This window comes from Vibrio sp. IB15, from assembly GCF_016406055.1.
Lineage (GTDB): Bacteria > Pseudomonadota > Gammaproteobacteria > Enterobacterales > Vibrionaceae > Vibrio > Vibrio chagasii.
The window spans coordinates 15625-33486 of sequence record NZ_JAEFCE010000024.1 but is presented as its reverse complement, the minus strand read 5'-3'; the positions used below and the strand labels follow the sequence as shown (position 1 = coordinate 33486).

Here is a 17862-nt window from a genome sequence, read left to right as displayed (position 1 = left end):
ACGCTTAGCGAACTAGTCGCATCTCGCGCTCAGCTTCCGTTAAAGAAGCTAGGAATGAATCACGTTCAAATACGCGGTTCATGTAAACTTTAAGTTCTTTAGAACCCGGGCCAATTAGCTCGATACCAAGCTCAGGTAAACGCCATAGTAGCGGAGCAAGGTAGCAATCGATTAGGCTGAATTCTTCGCTCATGAAGTACTCGTACTCTGCGAAGATAGGAGCTAGAGTCAGTAGATCGTTACGTAGTTTAGTACGTGCCGCTTCAGATTCTTCAGCGTTGCCTTTAACGATCTTCTCTGCAACTGAGTACCAGTTGCGCTCAATACGGTACATCATTAGACGGCTATTACCACGAGCAACCGGGTATACAGGCATCAATGGTGGATGAGGAAAACGCTCATCTAGGTATTCCATGATGATCTTAGAGTCGTAAAGAGCAAGCTCACGATCAACAAGAGTTGGTACTGATTTGTACGGGTTCAGTTCAACAAGCTCTGCTGGAAGATTTTTTTCATCAACCAACTCAACTTCAACACTTACGCCTTTTTCAGCAAGAACGATGCGCACCTGATGGCTATACATATCAGAAGCACTTGAGAAAAGAGTCATTACAGAACGTTTATTGGCAGCTACAGCCATGGAGCCCTCCAGTACACTTTAAATAAAAACAATGGAGGCCTAAAGCCTCCATTGAACATTAACATAATTTGGGAATTAGCACGGTATTATAGCACAATTAGTGCACATCACGCCAATACTCTTTCTTCAGCAGAATCACAATGATAGTGAAGATTACTAAGAAAGCCATTACCCACCAACCCAGAGCATGACGCTCAAGTTGAACAGGGTCGCCCGAGTAAACTAGGAAGTTAACTAGGTCGCGAACCGCTTCATCGTATTCACCAGCACTTAGTTCACCAGAGCCATCAGTCTCAGTACCAACAACCACTGTTACTTCTTCGCCATCTACAATGTGAGTATCGTAGATTGGTGTAGGGATACCTTGCAGCTCTTCAAGAACGTGCGGCATACCAACACTTGGGAAAACAATGTTGTTCACGCCAAATGGACGAGACGGGTCTTCATAGAAAGTACGAAGGTACGTGTATAGCCAATCTGCCCCACGAACACGAGCAACCAAAGTTAGATCTGGTGGCGGAGCACCAAACCAACTTGCCGCTTGCTCAGAAGGCATCGCATTAACCATTAAGCTACCAATTTTCGCTTCAGGGTCGAAAATCAGATTTTCTTTCATTAGATCTACAGGGATCTCTAAGTCATTCGCAACACGTTCATAACGTTGGTACTGCGTCGAGTGACAACCGAAACAGTAGTTCATGAACATCTTAGCGCCATTTTGCAATGAGGCTTTGTCCGTTAAGTCATTGTTCGCTTTGTCTAATGGTACGTTTGCACCCGCTGCCATCGCCAAAGACGGCAACATAGCGAATAAAATTACAATCCACTTTTTCATTTGAATGTCACCCTTTCTGGTAATGGTTTCGTCGCTTCATTTTTACTGTAGAACCACAGTAGAACGAAGAACATGAAGTAACCTAAGCTAAAGATTTGTGCTAGTAGCGTGTAAGTTGGCGTTGCTGGAAGCGCACCAAGTACACCAAGCGCAATAAAGCTTATTGTGAATTGGATGATATTGATCAAATGCAATTTGCTACGGTAACGGTACGAACGTACTTTACAACGGTCAAACCACGGTAGTAGGAATAGCACAACAATTGATGCGCCCATCGCTACAACACCTAGCAGCTTGTCAGGAACCGCACGTAGGACTGCGTAGAAAGGCGTAAAGTACCATACAGGAGCGATGTGCTCAGGTGTCTTCAGTGGGTTCGCAGCTTCAAAGTTAGGCGGCTCAAGGAAATATCCACCCATTTCAGGGTTGAAGAACAGCACGTAACAGAACAAGAATAGAAAACCAGCAACACCTACCATATCTTTCACAGTCCCGTATGGGTGGAAAGGAATAGAGTCGATGATGTCGTATTTCTTCGTATAATCCTTGTGGAATGGGAACTGAGTTTTGTAGCCGTCGCCCATTGTACCCTTAGGAAGTTTAGTCTCGATACCGTCTGGGTTATTCGAACCAACCTCGTGCAGTGCTAGTACGTGAAGTACGATAAGCAGTAGAAGTACGATTGGTAGCGCGATAACGTGCAGTGCGAAGAAACGGTTCAACGTTGCACCAGAGATGATGTAATCACCACGGATCCAAAGCGTTAGGTCATCACCGATAACAGGAATCGCACCAAACAGAGAAATGATTACCTGAGCACCCCAGTAAGACATTTGACCCCATGGGAGTAGGTAACCCATGAAAGCCTCGGCCATAAGCACCAAGAAGATCAACATACCGAAGATCCAAAGTAACTCACGAGGTTTTTGGTAAGAACCGTAGATTAGACCACGGAACATGTGCAGGTAGATAACTACGAAGAATGCCGAAGCACCCGTCGAGTGCATGTAACGTAGTAACCAACCGTATTCTACGTCACGCATGATGTATTCAACTGAAGCAAACGCACCATCACCAGACGGTACGTAGTTCATTGTTAACCAAATACCAGTCAGGATTTGGTTAACCAATACCAACATTGCCAAAGAACCGAAAAGGTACCAAAAGTTAAAGTTCTTAGGCATTGGGTATTCAGATAAGTGCTTTTTGTAAGCATTCATCGCGGGTATACGTTTTTCAACCCAGTCTAGTAGTCCTTGCATTATGCATCTCCCTCGTCAATACCGATCAGGATCTTGGTGTCGCTTAAATACATATGCTTTGGCACAACAAGGTTCAATGGTGCAGGCACGCCTTGGAATACTCGACCAGCCATATCAAATTTCGAACCATGACACGGACAGAAGAAACCAGACTTAACACCTTGTACTTGTTCTGCGAAAGAATCTGGTAGATAAGTCGGAGAACAACCTAAGTGCGTACAGAAACCAACAGCAACGAAGAATTCCGGCTTAATTGAACGGAATTCGTTCTGTGCGTATTCTGGTTGTTGTTCAGTTTCAGATTGAGGATCACGAAGTTGACCACCGATAGATTTTAGGTTTTCTAGTACCGACTCAGCACGGCGTACAACCCAGACAGGTTTACCTTGCCACTCGACACGAACCATTTGTCCCGGTTCTAACTTGCTGACTTCCACTTCCACCGGTGCACCCGCAGCTTTCGCCTTGGCACTCGGATTCCATGATTTAATAAAAGGCACGGCTACAGCAGCAGCTCCCAAACCACCAACAACGGCTGTTGTTGCGGTTAAGAAACGCCTGCGACCGTTATTTAAAGGCGCGTTGCTCATCCAAACATTCTCCCATTTGCTCCTTGTGGATTAAAATTATTCCGATTAAAGAGCATGGCTAACAAAATATGTATTTAGTTCTATTTATTGACGGCAAATGATAAATAAAACCCTACTTTTTGACAAGATAAAGCTACCTTTTTGTAACAATCATGAGGCAAAGCGCACATTGAGTTACAAAAGCTTTCAAAATACAAGAATTTGGAAATAAAACGAGAGGGGAAAAGCATTTAGCAGGGGGGAGAAAAACAAAAAGCCCGGCATATAGCCGAGCTTTGAACCACAATTCCAGTAATAAAACTGGGAGCGTATACTTTTTCGTAAAGAAAAATTAACGCTTAGAGAATTGAGGTTTACGACGTGCTTTACGTAGACCAACTTTCTTACGTTCAACGCAACGAGCGTCACGAGTAACGTAGCCAGCTGCACGTAGAGCAGGACGTAGAGTTTCATCGTACTCCATAAGAGCGCGAGTGATACCGTGGCGAATTGCGCCAGCTTGACCAGAAATACCACCACCAGAAACAGTGATGTAAAGGTCAAGTTTCTCAGTTAGTTCAACTAGCTCAAGAGGTTGCTTAACAACCATACGAGAAGTTGGACGACCGAAGTAAACATCAAGGCTACGCTTGTTGATTACGATCTCACCAGAACCTGGTTTGATGAAAACACGAGCTGCTGAGCTTTTGCGACGACCAGTGCCGTAGTATTGATTCTCTGCCATTTTCATAATCCCCAATTAGATGTCTAGTACTTGTGGTTGTTGAGCAACATGGTTGTGCTCAGCACCAGCGTATACTTTTAGCTTACGGTACATAGCGCGGCCTAGAGGACCACGTGGAAGCATACCTTTAACAGCTAGTTCTAGAACCATTTCTGGTTTCTTGTCGATCAGCTTTTCGAAAGTGATAGACTTAAGACCACCTGGGAACTCAGAGTGACGGTAGTAAACCTTACCCTTAGCTTTGTTACCAGTTACAGCAACTTTCTCAGCGTTAACAACGATGATGTAATCACCAGTGTCTACGTGAGGAGTGTATTCTGCTTTGTGCTTACCACGAAGGCGAGAAGCGATTTCACTTGCTAGACGACCAAGAGTTTTACCTTCAGCGTCTACAACATACCAGTCGCGTTTTACAGTTTCTGGTTTAGCAACGAAAGTTTTCATGCTAATAATTACCTATTTAAAAAATTTACACTTAAGGAATACTCGCGTATTCCCACTGTCTAAGAGTCACCATTCATCACCCCTTCGAGTGTTGGAAAACTCTTGGCATAACGTGATTTAACTCATCGTTAGAGGCCCGCAGTAACGGTAGGTCGCAGGATTATAGAGAAGAGCGAAGAAAAAATCACCTCTTTTTGAACAAAATCACGATTTTTTTATTTCTACTTCTCAATCGAGATAATCCTAGCTAACTCAAGTGCTCTTTTGCTAAATATTCATGGCTCTGCATTTCAATTAAACGCGACTGACAACGTTTAAATTCGAACTCTAGCTGGCCGTGGGTATATAAATTTTCAAGCTCTACTTCCGCAGAAATAATCAGCTTTACATTGCGCTCATAGAACTCGTCCACTAGTGCGATAAAACGTCTTGCTGCGTCATCAGAAGTCGCGCCCATTTGCAGTACATCAGCCAAGAGAACCGTGTGGTAAACGCGCGACAGTTCAATATAATCATTCTGGCTTCGAGCCGACTGACAAAGCTGAGCAAAGGTACCATGCAACACGCCATCGCTTGCTTCGATAACATCTAACTGACGATGATTCACTTCAATCTGCTTGAGTCTCTCTTTATCTTCCCCAACCAGTTGGTTGTAGTACTTTTCAAGATTGATGTTCGCTTGGCTATCGAGTGGATAGTGATATATCTCAGCCTGCTCTAGGGTACGTAGACGATAATCAATGCCGCTGTCTACATTGAGAATATGACAGTTGTCTTGAATCAGCTTAATCGCAGGTAAGAAACGCGCACGTTGTAGACCATTACGATACAGGTCTGCAGGAGGAATATTTGAGGTCGCAACTAAGATAACGTTTCGTGCGAATAACTCTTGGAATAAGGTTCCTAAGATCATCGCGTCGGTTATATCTGAAACAAAGAACTCATCGAAACAGATAATGTCCGCCTCTTGCTTCAACTTATCAGCAACCAAAGGCAGAGGATCACTCACATTGCCCAGCGCCTTTAATTCGTCATGCACTCGATACATAAAACGATGAAAGTGCACTCGCATTTTTTTAGTGGTCGGTAAGGCATCGTAGAACGTATCCATCAGATAAGTTTTACCGCGCCCTACACCGCCCCAAAAGTAGAGCCCTTTAGGTGGCGTTGGTAGCTCTGGCTTTTTACCGAGCAATTTCTGAAATCGAGTCAATTGAGGAATAGGAGTATTCACATAATCTTGGAACTGATGAAAAAGTTCATCTAAAGATTTAACGGCTTGCTCTTGTGCTGGATCTCTTTGAAATCCATGCTCTTTTATATCTTGTTCGTATTTTTTGACGGGATTCATGACGACATTTCCACAATGAAAGCGATATCAGACAGCGAATAAAATTAAGCTCAAACAGTAAGGGACGTGACATTATGCGGCGAATAATGCAGCATTAAACTGCTAAGTAGCGCACATGCATTTCTCTTTATACTGCGGCTTTCTCATAGTACCATGGAGCCGTAGCACGTGTAACTAAGCAGTAACAAACATGTTAAAAAACAATAATAAGGAGCTGTTATGCCTTGGATGTATGCCATTGCCGGTTTACTAGTCGGAGTTATTCTAGGGGTCGCTATTTCTCGTCTCATGACACCTGAATACAAGAAGCAAAAGAACGTACAGAAAGAATTAGATAGCGCAAAGTTTGCCCTTGAACAGCAGCGACAAGAGCTGGCTGATCACTTTGCGAAATCAGCAGAGATGTTGGACACCTTAGGTAAGGACTACACAAAACTGTACCAACACATGGAAAAGACCAGCTCTGAGCTGATCCCTAACCTGCCAGAGCAAGACAACCCGTTTGTGAAGACAGCGGCTGCTCATTCAGAAAAGCCACAAGAAAAGTCGGCAAACAAAGAAGCAGCACTGGAAGAGCAACCTAAAGATTACGCGAATGGTGCGACTGGTTTATTTACCGAGCAGAAGAAAGAAATCATTGATGCTCCTGATGTAGTCACTGCAAAAGCATCATAAACATTTAACACTTAGGTGAACTTTACAAAGGTTTTTGAGTCATAACTTTCACTCAGGTCATTTGAAACTTCTCATACGTATTAAACGTAATGAGACGGGTAAGACCTTAACTAGAGAGGAGTTTATGATGAAAAAACCTTTGCTTGCTTTATCTGTACTGACTTTAAGCTTAAGTTCAATCATCACCCCCATTCAAGCAACCGCCGCACTACCATTAAGTGTAGGTAATGAACAATTACCAAGCCTTGCGCCTATGCTTGAACAAGTGACCCCCGCTGTGGTTAGTATCGCCGTTGAAGGCAAACAGGTACAACGTCAGCAAATCCCTGAACAATTCCAATTCTTTTTTGGCCCAGAGCAAACACGTGAGCGTCCATTTCGTGGATTAGGCTCAGGCGTGATCATTGACGCCAAGAAAGGCCATATCGTCACCAACTACCATGTAATTGATGGTGCTGACGATATCAAAGTAAGACTTCATGACGGTCGAGAATACGATGCTGAGCTTATCGGCGGTGACCAGATGTCTGATATTGCCCTCTTAAAATTAGAAAAAGCCAAGAACCTGACTCAGATAAAACTCGCAGACTCCGATAAGTTGAGAGTCGGTGATTTCACTGTGGCGATTGGTAACCCATTTGGACTTGGCCAAACCGTGACATCAGGTATCGTTTCTGCACTTGGACGAAGCGGCCTCAACCTCGAAAACTTCGAAAACTTCATTCAAACCGATGCCGCAATCAACAGCGGTAACTCAGGTGGTGCGCTAGTGAACCTAAATGGCGAGCTGATTGGTATCAACACAGCCATTCTTGGCCCTAACGGAGGGAATGTCGGTATCGGCTTTGCAATTCCATCCAACATGATGAAAAACCTAACAGAACAGATTATCGATTTCGGTGAAGTTAAACGCGGCATGCTTGGCGTTCAAGGTGGTGAGATCACCTCAGAGCTTGCAGAGGCATTAGGTTACGAGTCCAGTAAAGGCGCCTTCGTTAGCCAAGTTGTGCCAGACAGTGCCGCTGATGACGCTGGATTAAAAGCGGGTGACATTATCGTCTCTATTAATGGTAAGCGCATCGATACCTTCAGCGAGTTAAGAGCAAAAGTCGCAACGCTCGGTGCAGGCAAAGAGAGCGAGTTAGGTGTCGTTCGCGATGGTAAGAATAAAACCTTCGATGTAACGCTGGGTGAGTCAACCAATAGCAAAACCAAAGCCGAGAAGCTTCACGAAGGGCTAACTGGCGCCGAGCTTACCAACACCACTAGCAATGACCCTGCAACAGGCGTGAAAGTATCCAGCGTTGCTCAAGGTTCACCAGCGGAAGCTTATCAACTTCTGAAAGATGACATCATCATTGGAGTAAACCGTCAGCCGGTTAAGAACCTCGCTGAATTTAGAGCGATTGTTGAAAAACAACCAGGCGTATTAGCACTCAATATCCAGCGAGGCGATAGAACCATCTACCTCGTAATTCGATAGCTACTTCGCTGACACAAACACAGGGAGACTTTGTAAGTTTGCTTTAAACTTACTCAGTCTCCCTTTTATTTAGATGAATCAAAATGCTATGCTTCACAAGTAATTCAAACTAGTCACCCATGCGTGGAGGCTCAACACCTTACCTGTCGAAGAGGGAAACATGCTGTCCTTTCTATTTCGTTCTATTTCCCTTGGACTCGTTTCAGCGGCGCTGATTCTTCTAGCCTTTCCTAGCCTAAGGCTAGCCATTGTTGCAGATGTGACTAGCCCTAAAGTCGATAATATTGGCTCTCTTCAGATTTCATTTAATCAAGCGGTACGCCGCGCTGCGCCTGCTGTAGTGAATATTTACAGCCGTAAATACGCAGAAGGTGATCGTAACAAACTACTGACTCAAGGTTTGGGTTCGGGGGTTATTGTCAGCGAAAAAGGCTATATCATTACCAACTTCCACGTTGTGGCTCAAGCTGACCAAATTGTTGTGGCACTTCAAGACGGCCGAGTAGCTGCAGCACAGTTAGTTGGATCAGATAAACGTACTGACATCGCGATACTCAGAGTCAGCGGCGACAACCTCCCGGTGATCCCACTCAACCCTAATTACAAAGCCAACGTCGGTGATGTAGTACTAGCTATCGGTAACCCATATAACCTAGGTCAAACCACCACCTTTGGTATCATCTCTGCGACTGGCCGCTCTTCGATCAGCGCTGACGGTCATCAAGCCTTTATTCAGACTGATGCAGCGATCAATGAAGGCAACTCTGGTGGAGCTCTGGTTAACTCTCAGGGTGAGTTAGTCGGCATCAATACCGCCTCTTTCCAACAAGCGACCGACATGGAAACCTACGGTATTTCATTTGCTATCCCCTACCCACTTGCCAATAAAATCATGGAAAAGATCATCGCTGATGGTCGTGTGATCCGTGGTTATATCGGCATCGACGGGCAAGACATCAACTCAGTCACTTCTCGCATGTTGGGTACTAAGAATATCGGTGGGATTGTTGTGTTGGGTATCGATCCAAATGGTCCGGCTGCGGATGCAGGTTTTGAAGCTCAAGATATTATTGTCAGCATCAACAATAATCAGGTAAATGGTCGCCAGAGCGTGATGGATATCGTTACCGATCTACGTCCAGGTACAGTGATCGATGTCGGCATCTTGCGCCAAGGTGAAAACAAGACTCTCAAAGTGACGATTGCTGAAGATACTCGCCTGTAGAGCAAACGCTAAAAGTAAGCGATTCAAAACAACTGACAGACAAATACAAAAAACCCAGCTCACAGGCTGGGTTTTCTTTTATCCGAAGATAGCATCAAATGTCTTTACGATTCACTTGGCTCTTCGATATCAATGCGAGTCACACGCTGTAGGCCTCTTGGCAGTAGACCGCCACGACGACCACGTTCACCACGGAAGTTTTCAAGGTCAGCCGGTTTTAAGCCAAGCTTACGTTTACCCGCGTAGATGGTCAGCGTTGCATTCTCAGGAATAGCCATCAGGTGCGATACAAACTCTTCACGCTCTTTAGCCTTCGCGGAAGGAATGTTGATGATCTTGTTACCCTTACCTTTGCTCAATTGAGGTAGGTCTTTTATTGGGAACAACAACATGCGGCCTTGGTTGGTAATCGCTAGAATCTGGTTACTTTCCAAATCAGCAATCGGACTAGGCGCCATCACTTCTGAAGATTGCGGCAGGTTAACCAGAGCTTTACCGCTCTTGTTCTTAGACAGCAGATCGCTACCCTTACAAACAAAGCCGTAACCAGCATCAGAGCCAACTAACCATAGCTGTTCATCTTCTCCCATCACCACTTGGCGAATAGAGGTGCCTGCGCTTATGTTCAAGCGACCGGTAATCGGCTCACCTTGACTTCGCGCAGATGGTAATGAATGAGACTCAAGGGAGTAACTTCTGCCATCACTACCAAGGAACACCGCTTGTTGATTACTCTTACCTTTAGCGCTCGCTAGGAATTTATCACCCGATTTGTAGTTCAAGCCTTCGGCGTCAACCTCATGCCCTTTCGCATGACGAATCCAACCTTTCTCAGACAGCACAACAGTAATTGGTTCGCTAGGTACCAAATCACGCTCAGTCATCGCTTTTGCTTCAGCACGTTCAACTAATGGAGAACGACGGTCATCACCGTATTTATCGGCGTCAGCTTGAATTTCTTTCTTGATAAGTGTGTTTAGACGACGCTCAGAGCCCAGTAGCTTCTCTAGCTTCTCACGCTCTTTCTCTAGTTCATCTTGCTCGCCGCGGATTTTCATCTCTTCCAGCTTAGCAAGGTGACGAAGTTTAGTATCAAGGATAGCGTCAGCTTGAATTTCCGTAATACCAAAGCGCTCCATTAGAACCGCTTTAGGGTCATCCTCAGTTCGGATGATCTCAATTACTTCATCAAGGTTGAGGTAAGCAACCAGCAAACCTTCCAAGATGTGTAGGCGAGCTAGTACTTTATCTAAACGGTGTTGCAGACGACGGCGAACCGTTGTGCGACGGAACTCAATCCACTCTTTCAGAATTTGAACTAGGCCTTTAACTTGAGGGCGATTGTCTAAGCCAATCATGTTCAAGTTAACACGGAAGTTCTTCTCAAGATCTGTCGAAGCAAACAGGTGACTCATCAGTTGATCACAATCGATACGATTCGAACGAGGCACCACTACGATACGAGTTGGGTTCTCGTGATCGGATTCATCGCGCAAGTCATCAACCATTGGCAGCTTCTTAGCGCGCATCTGGTTAGCGATTTGCTCAAGTAGCTTAGCGCCCGATACTTGGTGAGGCAGAGCTGTGATAACAATATCAGAGCCTTCTTTGTGCCAAACCGCACGCATCTTGATGCTGCCACGACCCGTTTTGTAGATCTTTTCGATATCCGACTTCGGAGAAATAATCTCAGCTTCTGTTGGATAATCAGGGCCTTGGACGCTTTCCATGATGTCTGATAGCTCAGCTTTCGGGCTATCGATTAGCTTAATCGTCGCATCAGCAATCTCACGCACGTTATGTGGTGGGATATCTGTCGCCATACCTACCGCGATACCAGTAATACCGTTGAGTAGAATATGAGGCAGACGCGCGGGCAACATTTGTGGCTCTTTCATCGTGCCATCAAAGTTTGGTTGCCACTCAACCGTGCCTTGGCCTAATTCACCAAGCAGTACCTCAGCAAACTTAGACAGTTTCGCTTCGGTATAACGCATCGCTGCGAATGATTTCGGGTCATCGGGAGCACCCCAGTTACCTTGACCATCTACCAATGGGTAGCGGTAAGAGAACGGCTGTGCCATCAGTACCATGGCTTCGTAACATGCAGAATCACCGTGTGGGTGATACTTACCTAGTACGTCACCAACGGTACGTGCTGATTTTTTATATTTCGAAGCGGCAGATAGACCAAGCTCAGACATCGCATAAATAATACGACGCTGTACAGGCTTAAGACCGTCACCAATATAAGGCAATGCACGATCCATGATCACGTACATTGAGTAGTTTAAGTAGGCGTCTTCGGTGAACTTGCGCATTGGCAATTGTTCAACGCCATCAAATGTAATTTCGTTAGACATCCATTATACCTCGGCCATATCACCGTTAGTCTGTAGCCATGTACGGCGATCATCAGCGCGTTTTTTACCTAGCAGCATGTCCATCATCTCAAGTGTCGCTTCGTTATCGTCAATAGTTAATTGAACAAGGCGACGAGTATTTGGATCCATGGTGGTTTCACGTAGCTGAAGTGGGTTCATCTCACCCAGACCTTTGAATCGTTGTACGTTGATTTTGGATTTCTTCTTAGACAAGCGCTCAAGTACGCCATCCTTCTCATCGTCATCCAATGCGTAGAACACCTCTTTACCACAGTCGATACGATACAGTGGCGGCATTGCTACATAGATATGACCCGCTTCAACAAGTGCGCTGAAGTGACGAGTGAATAGTGCACATAGTAGTGTCGCGATATGAAGTCCATCCGAGTCCGCATCGGCAAGGATACAAATCTTACCGTAACGCAGGCCTGATAAATCGTCGTTGTCTGGGTCAATACCCAAAGCCACTGAGATATCATGAACTTCTTGAGAGGCCAATACTTGGTCTGCAGACACTTCCCATGTATTTAGGATTTTACCGCGCAATGGCATTACTGCTTGGAACTCACGATCGCGAGCTTGCTTAGCAGAACCACCCGCCGAGTCCCCTTCCACGAAGAAGATTTCAGTGCGATTCAAATCTTGTACCGAACAGTCCGTTAGCTTACCTGGTAGTGCAGGGCCAGACGCGACTTTCTTACGTACTACTTTCTTACTGGCACGCATACGACGGTGCGCATTCGCAATACAAGCTTCCGCTAACTGCTCCGCCAGTTGTGGTTTTTCATTCAACCACAGGCTGAAGGCATCTTTTACGACACCAGAAACAAATGCTGCGGTTTGACGAGAAGATAAACGCTCTTTTGTTTGACCTGCAAACTGAGGATCTTGCATCTTCACCGATAGCACGTATGAACAGCGGTCGAAGATGTCATCACCCGTTAGCTTAACGCCACGTGGTAATAGATTACGGAATTCACAGAACTCACGCATTGCATCCAATAGACCTTGGCGTAGACCGTTTACGTGCGTACCGCCTTGTTTAGTCGGTACCAGGTTCACGTAACTCTCGGTGATCATATCGCCGCCTTCTGGCTGCCAGATGATCGCCCAGTTGGCCATTTCCGTTTCAGCAACGAATTCACCGACATAAGGCTCTTCAGGCAACAGGGTGTAACCTTTCACGCCTTCAGCAAGATAGTCTTTTAGACCATCTTCATAGAACCATTTGTGTTCTTCATTGTTCACTTTGTCGCTAAAGGTGATTTCCAACCCCGGGCAAAGTACCGCTTTCGCACGTAAATTGTTGATTAGACGAAGCGTTGAAAACTTAGAGCTATCGAAGTATTTAGGGTCAGGCCAGAAGTGTACTGATGTACCACTGTTGCGATGACCACAAGTGCCTGTAACCGTCAGTTCAGTAACCGCTTTACCATGCTCTAGAGCGATTTCATGAACTTCACCTTCACGGCGAACCGTAACCTCAACACGCTTAGACAGGGCGTTTACTACCGAGATACCTACACCGTGCAAACCACCAGAAAACTTGTAGTTGTTATTCGAGAACTTACCACCAGAGTGGAGCTTGGTTAGGATCAGCTCAACACCTGAGATACCTTTCTCTGGGTGGATATCAACAGGCATACCACGGCCATCATCGGTAACTTCTAATGATTGGTCTGCATGAAGCACAACTTTGATTTTCTTAGCGTGTCCCGCTAGAGCTTCATCGACCGAGTTATCAATGACTTCTTGGGCAAGGTGGTTCGGCCTTTCTGTCTCGGTATACATACCTGGGCGGTGTCGCACAGGGTCGAGACCTTCAAGTACCTCGAGGTCTTTTGCATTATATTGTTCAGTCATAATACGGAGTTTACTCAAAAAGTTTGCGTCAGTTCGCTGGCTCCAGTTTCACTAAAGCAGAATCATTACTATGAACCGTCATAGCAGAGCGAACGAGCGAAGTATTGGGGAATATAGTCTGGAAGCTGACTAATGATGTCAAGCTAGTTCAAAAACTAAGACATCAAACTATGATATTTCACCATTGATAGATGAAATAACAGGCAAAAAGAGAGACAACGACTCAGTGAAGAAAACAGGTTATAGGTTTAGAAAGGTGATGATTTGCTGTGGGTAGCGTTCAAAATCAACAAAGCTATGATCCCCACCCTCTTCTACTGTTTGGGTTGCACCTTGATACTTCTCTACCGCTTGTCGGTAATCCAGAACTTCATCTTCCGTTTGTTGAAGTAACCAGAAATCACTTGGCTTTGTGATAGCTGGAACATCTAATGCCTTCAACTCATCGATATGCTTAGTCTCTAAGACATATCGTTCATTTGTGTATGGGTTTACTTGCTCACCTAAGTAGTCGACAAGTAACTCATATGGTTTCACCGCAGGGTTTACTACAACCGCTTTAAAGCCATAGTGGCTGTTGAGCCAAGTTGAAAGATAGCCACCTAACGAGCTGCCAACCAACGCGATCTGGTACTGTTCTTTGTATTGTTCCACCAGCTGCTGCAGGTAAAGTGCAGCTTGCTGCGGGAAGCTAGGCAATTGAGGTGTTAGTACCTTAATATCCGCACGATGCTCGGCGCAATACTCAGTCATCACCGTCGCTTTGTGAGAGCGAGATGAACTGTTAAAACCATGAATATAGAGAAGCAGTGATGGTTTCGCAGTTTGCTCGATAGATTCAGACATCATTAGCAGCCTTCTTTAATAACCAGCGGCTTCAAAATCAGGTAAGAACTGCCCGTTAGGCAAGCGACGAACTTGAGTACTCACCGTACCGTCTTGATGCAATTCAATCTCTCTCCAACCAGGAGATAAAGTATCTACAGCGAAGTCATCTGAGTTCGGTTTGAACTGAACACAAGTCGACGGAGTTGCCATAACTTGTACACCATGGTGCTCTCGGTTCATGTCTTGATGAACATGACCACACAATACCGCTTTGACATTAGAATGCTGTTGAACCACATCCCAGAACTGATCTGCATCTTTCAAATTGTGTTGATCGAGCCATGCACTGCCGACTAGCAAAGGGTGATGGTGCAACAAAACCAAGGTATTGCGCTCAGGGAATTCCGCCAGCTTTTGCTCAAGCAAATCAAGTTGTTGATCGCTCAGACGTCCGTGAGGTACGCCAACCACTTGAGAGTCCAACATGATCATTTGCCAACGCTCGCCCAGCAATACATGTTCGACACATTGAATCTGTGGTGATGGTAAAACACTGCCCATATTAGGCTTAAAATCATGGTTTCCAGGTAGCCAGTAACACGGTTTTTCTAAGGGTTGAATCCCTGATTCAAATTTCTGGTATGACTCTGCGCTGTGATCTTGAGAAATATCACCAGTCGCTAAGATCGCTTGATAGTCAAAGCCCTGACTAACAATGCCATCGACTACAGCACGAAAGCTATCTTGAGTGTTGATGCTTAGTAAGCTGCCATTGCTCGGCGCAAATAAATGCGTATCCGTTAGCTGCACAAGCTTAATACTGCTCTCATCAAATTTTGAAGTATGTGATAATTCCAAAATAACAAATCCAGATACGTTACTGTTTAGACGTTAAAAGTGTTCTTAAATAAGCTCAATTAAAAGGCAATAGGGCTACGGCTGATACCAGTTTTTAAACAAAACGTTAACCATTCCCCAAGAAATTTATTCAATTGAAATTTCTCATCCTTTTGCAGAAGTTTAGTGTTGGGATAGTCGTATTTCGCTTTAACTCGCGAAAAATCCCCACTAGCGCACACTTCTGCAACTCGAGCATCGTGATATAGCCTGACAGACATTTTTGGCAAAGGAAACACTGGCATCGCGTCACTCTGACATATATCTATTAATGTGGTGTATTTTGTGACCTCATTCACTGTCAATTGATACACCATATTAACGGCTTGGTAACAGCGGACATCACCAACCTCATGCCCAACCGGTAACAAAGCGTTGAGTTTGGCATAATTCGTCTCATAGACTCGCATCAATTCAGCAAGATCAACATGATACGGTTTTTTGACCGCTATATTTGGCATAACGTTAAGCCACCCACTCTGACTGTAATTCTTGGTAGTTCAATTGTAGCCATTGCAGCGCAATGATTGTGGCTCCATTTTCAAACACACCGTCTTTCACTAACTGATAAGCGGCTTCACGGCTCATCACTTGTACACGAATATCCTCACCTTCGTAATCCAATCCGTGCACCCCTTTGGCCGTGGTGGCATCCACACAGCCAACAAAAACATCTAGCTTTTCTGAGCAACCACCTGATGAAGGGTAATATGAAGTAATGGGCAACACAGTTCCGACTTCGACTCCGGCTTCTTCCATCGCTTCACGACGAGCCACATCTTGAGGCGACTCATCGGTATCAATGATCCCAGCAACAGTTTCGTATTGCCAAGGGTTCTCATGCTCTAAAGCACCAACGCGGATCTGTTCAACGATCACCACTTCATCGCGCACAGGATCATAAGGTAGCAAAGCGGCAGCATGACCACGCTCAAACATTTCACGTTCTATCGGTTGGCTCCAGCCTCCCTCAAACAGCTTATGCTTAAATGTGTACTTAACCATTTTGAAAAAACCACGAAACAGCGTCTCTTTTGAGACTATTTCCACATCTTGCGGAGTAAACTCATGTCGTTGATTGTCAGACTGTTGCATTTGGTACCTCACTAAGTGATCTTTATAGTTTACTCATTGTCCGAGTTAACTACCAAGGATAAGGTTCAACTTTTTATATAAAACTTACAATTAAAGTTAAGTTTCAAAAAATAAATATTGCACAGGTGGACAGTTAAATGTAAAAAAGTGCAAAGTTTCGAGTAAATTACCACCAAACTGGGTTAAACTCTTTTAAAGAAAATTCTATTAAAGGCAGGAATAGGAAAATGAAAAAACTGCTTCCACTATTTATCAGTGCAGCAATTGGCAGCCTGAGTTCATCAGCTTTCGCTGATACGCTAGCTGAAGTTTATGACCAAGCAAAACAGAACGACCCACAGCTTCTTCGTTCAGCAGCGCAGCGCGATGCCGCTTTTGAAGCAGTAACGTCAAGCCGTAGCTCTTTGTTACCGCAAATTAATCTAAAAGCAAGTTACGATATCAACCGTGGTGACCGCAATGATGATAGCAATGACAACAATCAATGGGAGGTTGGCATTGGGTTTAGCCAAGAGCTATACCAACGCTCTTCATGGATCACTCTAGATACCGCAGAGAAGTCGGCTCGCCAGGCTGATTCAGCATACGCGGCAGAACAACAAGCGTTAATTCTAAGAACAGCGACAGCTTACTTCGACGTACTTCGTGCTCAAGACAACCTAGAGTTTGTTCGTGCAGAAAAAGCAGCCGTTGCTCGTCAGCTTGAGCAAACGAAGCAACGCTTTGAAGTAGGTCTTTCTGCAATTACCGATGTACATGATGCACAAGCTCAGTTTGATGGTGTTTTAGCAGACGAAGTATTAGCAGAAAACACTTTGACTAATAGCTACGAAGGTTTACGTGAAATCACAGGCCAAGAGCACTCAGAGCTGAGCATCCTAGATACTGACCGCTTCTCTGCAAGCAAGTCCTCAGAATCAGCGGCAGCGCTTGTTGAACAGGCTGAGCAAAAGAACCTTAGCCTACTCGCTGCACGTATCTCTCAAGACGTAGCAAAAGACAACATCTCTCTAGCAAGCTCTGGTCACCTACCAAGCCTAACATTAGATGGCAACTATGGACTTGGAGAACAAACTAACAGCTCGAACAGCGGTCTAGATTACGATGCTGATAACCTGAATATTGGTTTGAACTTAGTTGTACCGCTATACTCGGGTGGTAACACAACTTCTTTGACTAAACAGGCTGAATACAACTACGTTGCAGCAAGTGAAGATCTAGAAGCAACTTACCGTAGCGTTGTTAAAGACGTACGTGCCTTTAACAACAACATCAGTGCTTCAATTGGTGCTCTACGCGCTTACGAACAATCAGTTGTTTCTGCTCAATCAGCTCTAGAAGCGACGGAAGCAGGTTTCGATGTAGGTACTCGTACTATCGTTGACGTACTAGATTCAACTCGTCGTCTTTACGATGCGAACAAGAACCTCTCAGACGCTCGTTACAACTACATCCTAAGTGTACTTCAGCTTCGTCAAGCCGTTGGTACGCTAAGCGAGCAAGACATCGTTGATGTAAACGCAGGTCTAAAAGTAGCAAGTAAGTAATTCTTAAATACTTACGTAA

Annotated in this window: 17 protein-coding genes; 4 read left to right on the top strand and 13 right to left on the bottom strand. The window is 44.9% G+C overall.

Annotation, left to right across the window (positions count from 1 at the left end):
* Nucleotides 1-4 precede the first annotated feature (4 nt).
* The 7 genes from sspA to zapE form a co-directional block, all read right to left on the bottom strand.
* A complete protein-coding gene (gene sspA, locus JC606_RS11120) occupies nucleotides 5-640 on the bottom strand; it encodes a stringent starvation protein SspA (RefSeq protein ID WP_004740754.1) in 636 nt (211 codons plus the stop codon).
* Between the two features lie 97 nt (nucleotides 641-737).
* On the bottom strand, nucleotides 738-1475 hold the full coding sequence (locus JC606_RS11115) for a cytochrome c1 (protein ID WP_198778598.1): 738 nt from the start codon (nucleotides 1473-1475) through the stop codon (nucleotides 738-740).
* Nucleotides 1472-2737 (bottom strand): cytochrome b, encoded by a 1266-nt coding sequence (locus JC606_RS11110; RefSeq protein WP_063523419.1) that lies wholly within the window; start codon nucleotides 2735-2737, stop codon nucleotides 1472-1474. Before JC606_RS11110 ends, JC606_RS11115 begins: the two co-directional genes overlap by 4 nt.
* Nucleotides 2737-3327, bottom strand: a complete 591-nt coding sequence (petA, locus tag JC606_RS11105) for a ubiquinol-cytochrome c reductase iron-sulfur subunit (RefSeq protein WP_063523420.1) — start codon at nucleotides 3325-3327, stop codon at nucleotides 2737-2739. The genes JC606_RS11110 and petA overlap by 1 nt, the downstream gene beginning before the upstream one ends.
* Before the next feature lie 331 nt (nucleotides 3328-3658).
* Nucleotides 3659-4051 carry a 30S ribosomal protein S9 gene (gene rpsI / locus JC606_RS11100; protein ID WP_004740758.1) on the bottom strand — a complete coding sequence of 131 codons (393 nt, stop codon included), beginning with the start codon at nucleotides 4049-4051 and terminating at the stop codon, nucleotides 3659-3661.
* Between the two features lie 15 nt (nucleotides 4052-4066).
* A complete protein-coding gene (gene rplM, locus JC606_RS11095; RefSeq protein WP_004740759.1) occupies nucleotides 4067-4495 on the bottom strand; it encodes a 50S ribosomal protein L13 in 429 nt (142 codons plus the stop codon).
* A gap of 247 nt (nucleotides 4496-4742) precedes the next feature.
* Nucleotides 4743-5846 (bottom strand): cell division protein ZapE, encoded by a 1104-nt coding sequence (gene zapE, locus JC606_RS11090; RefSeq protein ID WP_171366900.1) that lies wholly within the window; start codon nucleotides 5844-5846, stop codon nucleotides 4743-4745.
* A gap of 219 nt (nucleotides 5847-6065) precedes the next feature.
* Here zapE and zapG point away from each other — a divergent pair, with 219 nt between their 5' ends.
* From zapG to degS, 3 genes are all read left to right on the top strand, one after another.
* Entirely contained in the window at nucleotides 6066-6521 is a 456-nt protein-coding gene (gene zapG / locus JC606_RS11085; RefSeq protein WP_004740761.1) for a Z-ring associated protein ZapG, read from the top strand.
* 127 nt (nucleotides 6522-6648) lie between these two features.
* On the top strand, nucleotides 6649-8004 hold the full coding sequence (locus JC606_RS11080; protein ID WP_198778611.1) for a DegQ family serine endoprotease: 1356 nt from the start codon (nucleotides 6649-6651) through the stop codon (nucleotides 8002-8004).
* Between the two features lie 160 nt (nucleotides 8005-8164).
* A complete protein-coding gene (gene degS, locus JC606_RS11075) occupies nucleotides 8165-9229 on the top strand; it encodes an outer membrane-stress sensor serine endopeptidase DegS (protein ID WP_137407860.1) in 1065 nt (354 codons plus the stop codon).
* 104 nt (nucleotides 9230-9333) lie between these two features.
* On the opposite strand, the gene parC is transcribed toward degS, so the two are convergent.
* The 6 genes from parC to nudF form a co-directional block, all read right to left on the bottom strand.
* A complete protein-coding gene (gene parC / locus JC606_RS11070) occupies nucleotides 9334-11592 on the bottom strand; it encodes a DNA topoisomerase IV subunit A (RefSeq protein WP_102423068.1) in 2259 nt (752 codons plus the stop codon).
* Nucleotides 11593-11595: 3 nt separating this feature from the next.
* A complete protein-coding gene (gene parE / locus JC606_RS11065; RefSeq protein WP_137407859.1) occupies nucleotides 11596-13476 on the bottom strand; it encodes a DNA topoisomerase IV subunit B in 1881 nt (626 codons plus the stop codon).
* Nucleotides 13477-13716: 240 nt separating this feature from the next.
* Nucleotides 13717-14322 carry an esterase YqiA gene (gene yqiA, locus JC606_RS11060; protein WP_137407877.1) on the bottom strand — a complete coding sequence of 202 codons (606 nt, stop codon included), beginning with the start codon at nucleotides 14320-14322 and terminating at the stop codon, nucleotides 13717-13719.
* A gap of 15 nt (nucleotides 14323-14337) precedes the next feature.
* Nucleotides 14338-15162: a 3',5'-cyclic-AMP phosphodiesterase gene (gene cpdA, locus JC606_RS11055; protein ID WP_102423070.1), complete on the bottom strand. Its 825-nt coding sequence runs from the start codon at nucleotides 15160-15162 to the stop codon at nucleotides 14338-14340.
* A 59-nt stretch (nucleotides 15163-15221) separates the two neighbouring features.
* Nucleotides 15222-15662 (bottom strand): DUF1249 family protein, encoded by a 441-nt coding sequence (locus tag JC606_RS11050; RefSeq protein ID WP_004740768.1) that lies wholly within the window; start codon nucleotides 15660-15662, stop codon nucleotides 15222-15224.
* Between the two features lie 4 nt (nucleotides 15663-15666).
* Nucleotides 15667-16296: an ADP-ribose diphosphatase gene (gene nudF / locus JC606_RS11045; protein ID WP_198778597.1), complete on the bottom strand. Its 630-nt coding sequence runs from the start codon at nucleotides 16294-16296 to the stop codon at nucleotides 15667-15669.
* Nucleotides 16297-16523: 227 nt separating this feature from the next.
* Between nudF and tolC the strand changes: the two genes are divergently transcribed.
* Nucleotides 16524-17843 carry an outer membrane channel protein TolC gene (gene tolC, locus JC606_RS11040; protein ID WP_137407857.1) on the top strand — a complete coding sequence of 440 codons (1320 nt, stop codon included), beginning with the start codon at nucleotides 16524-16526 and terminating at the stop codon, nucleotides 17841-17843.
* Nucleotides 17844-17862 lie beyond the last annotated feature (19 nt).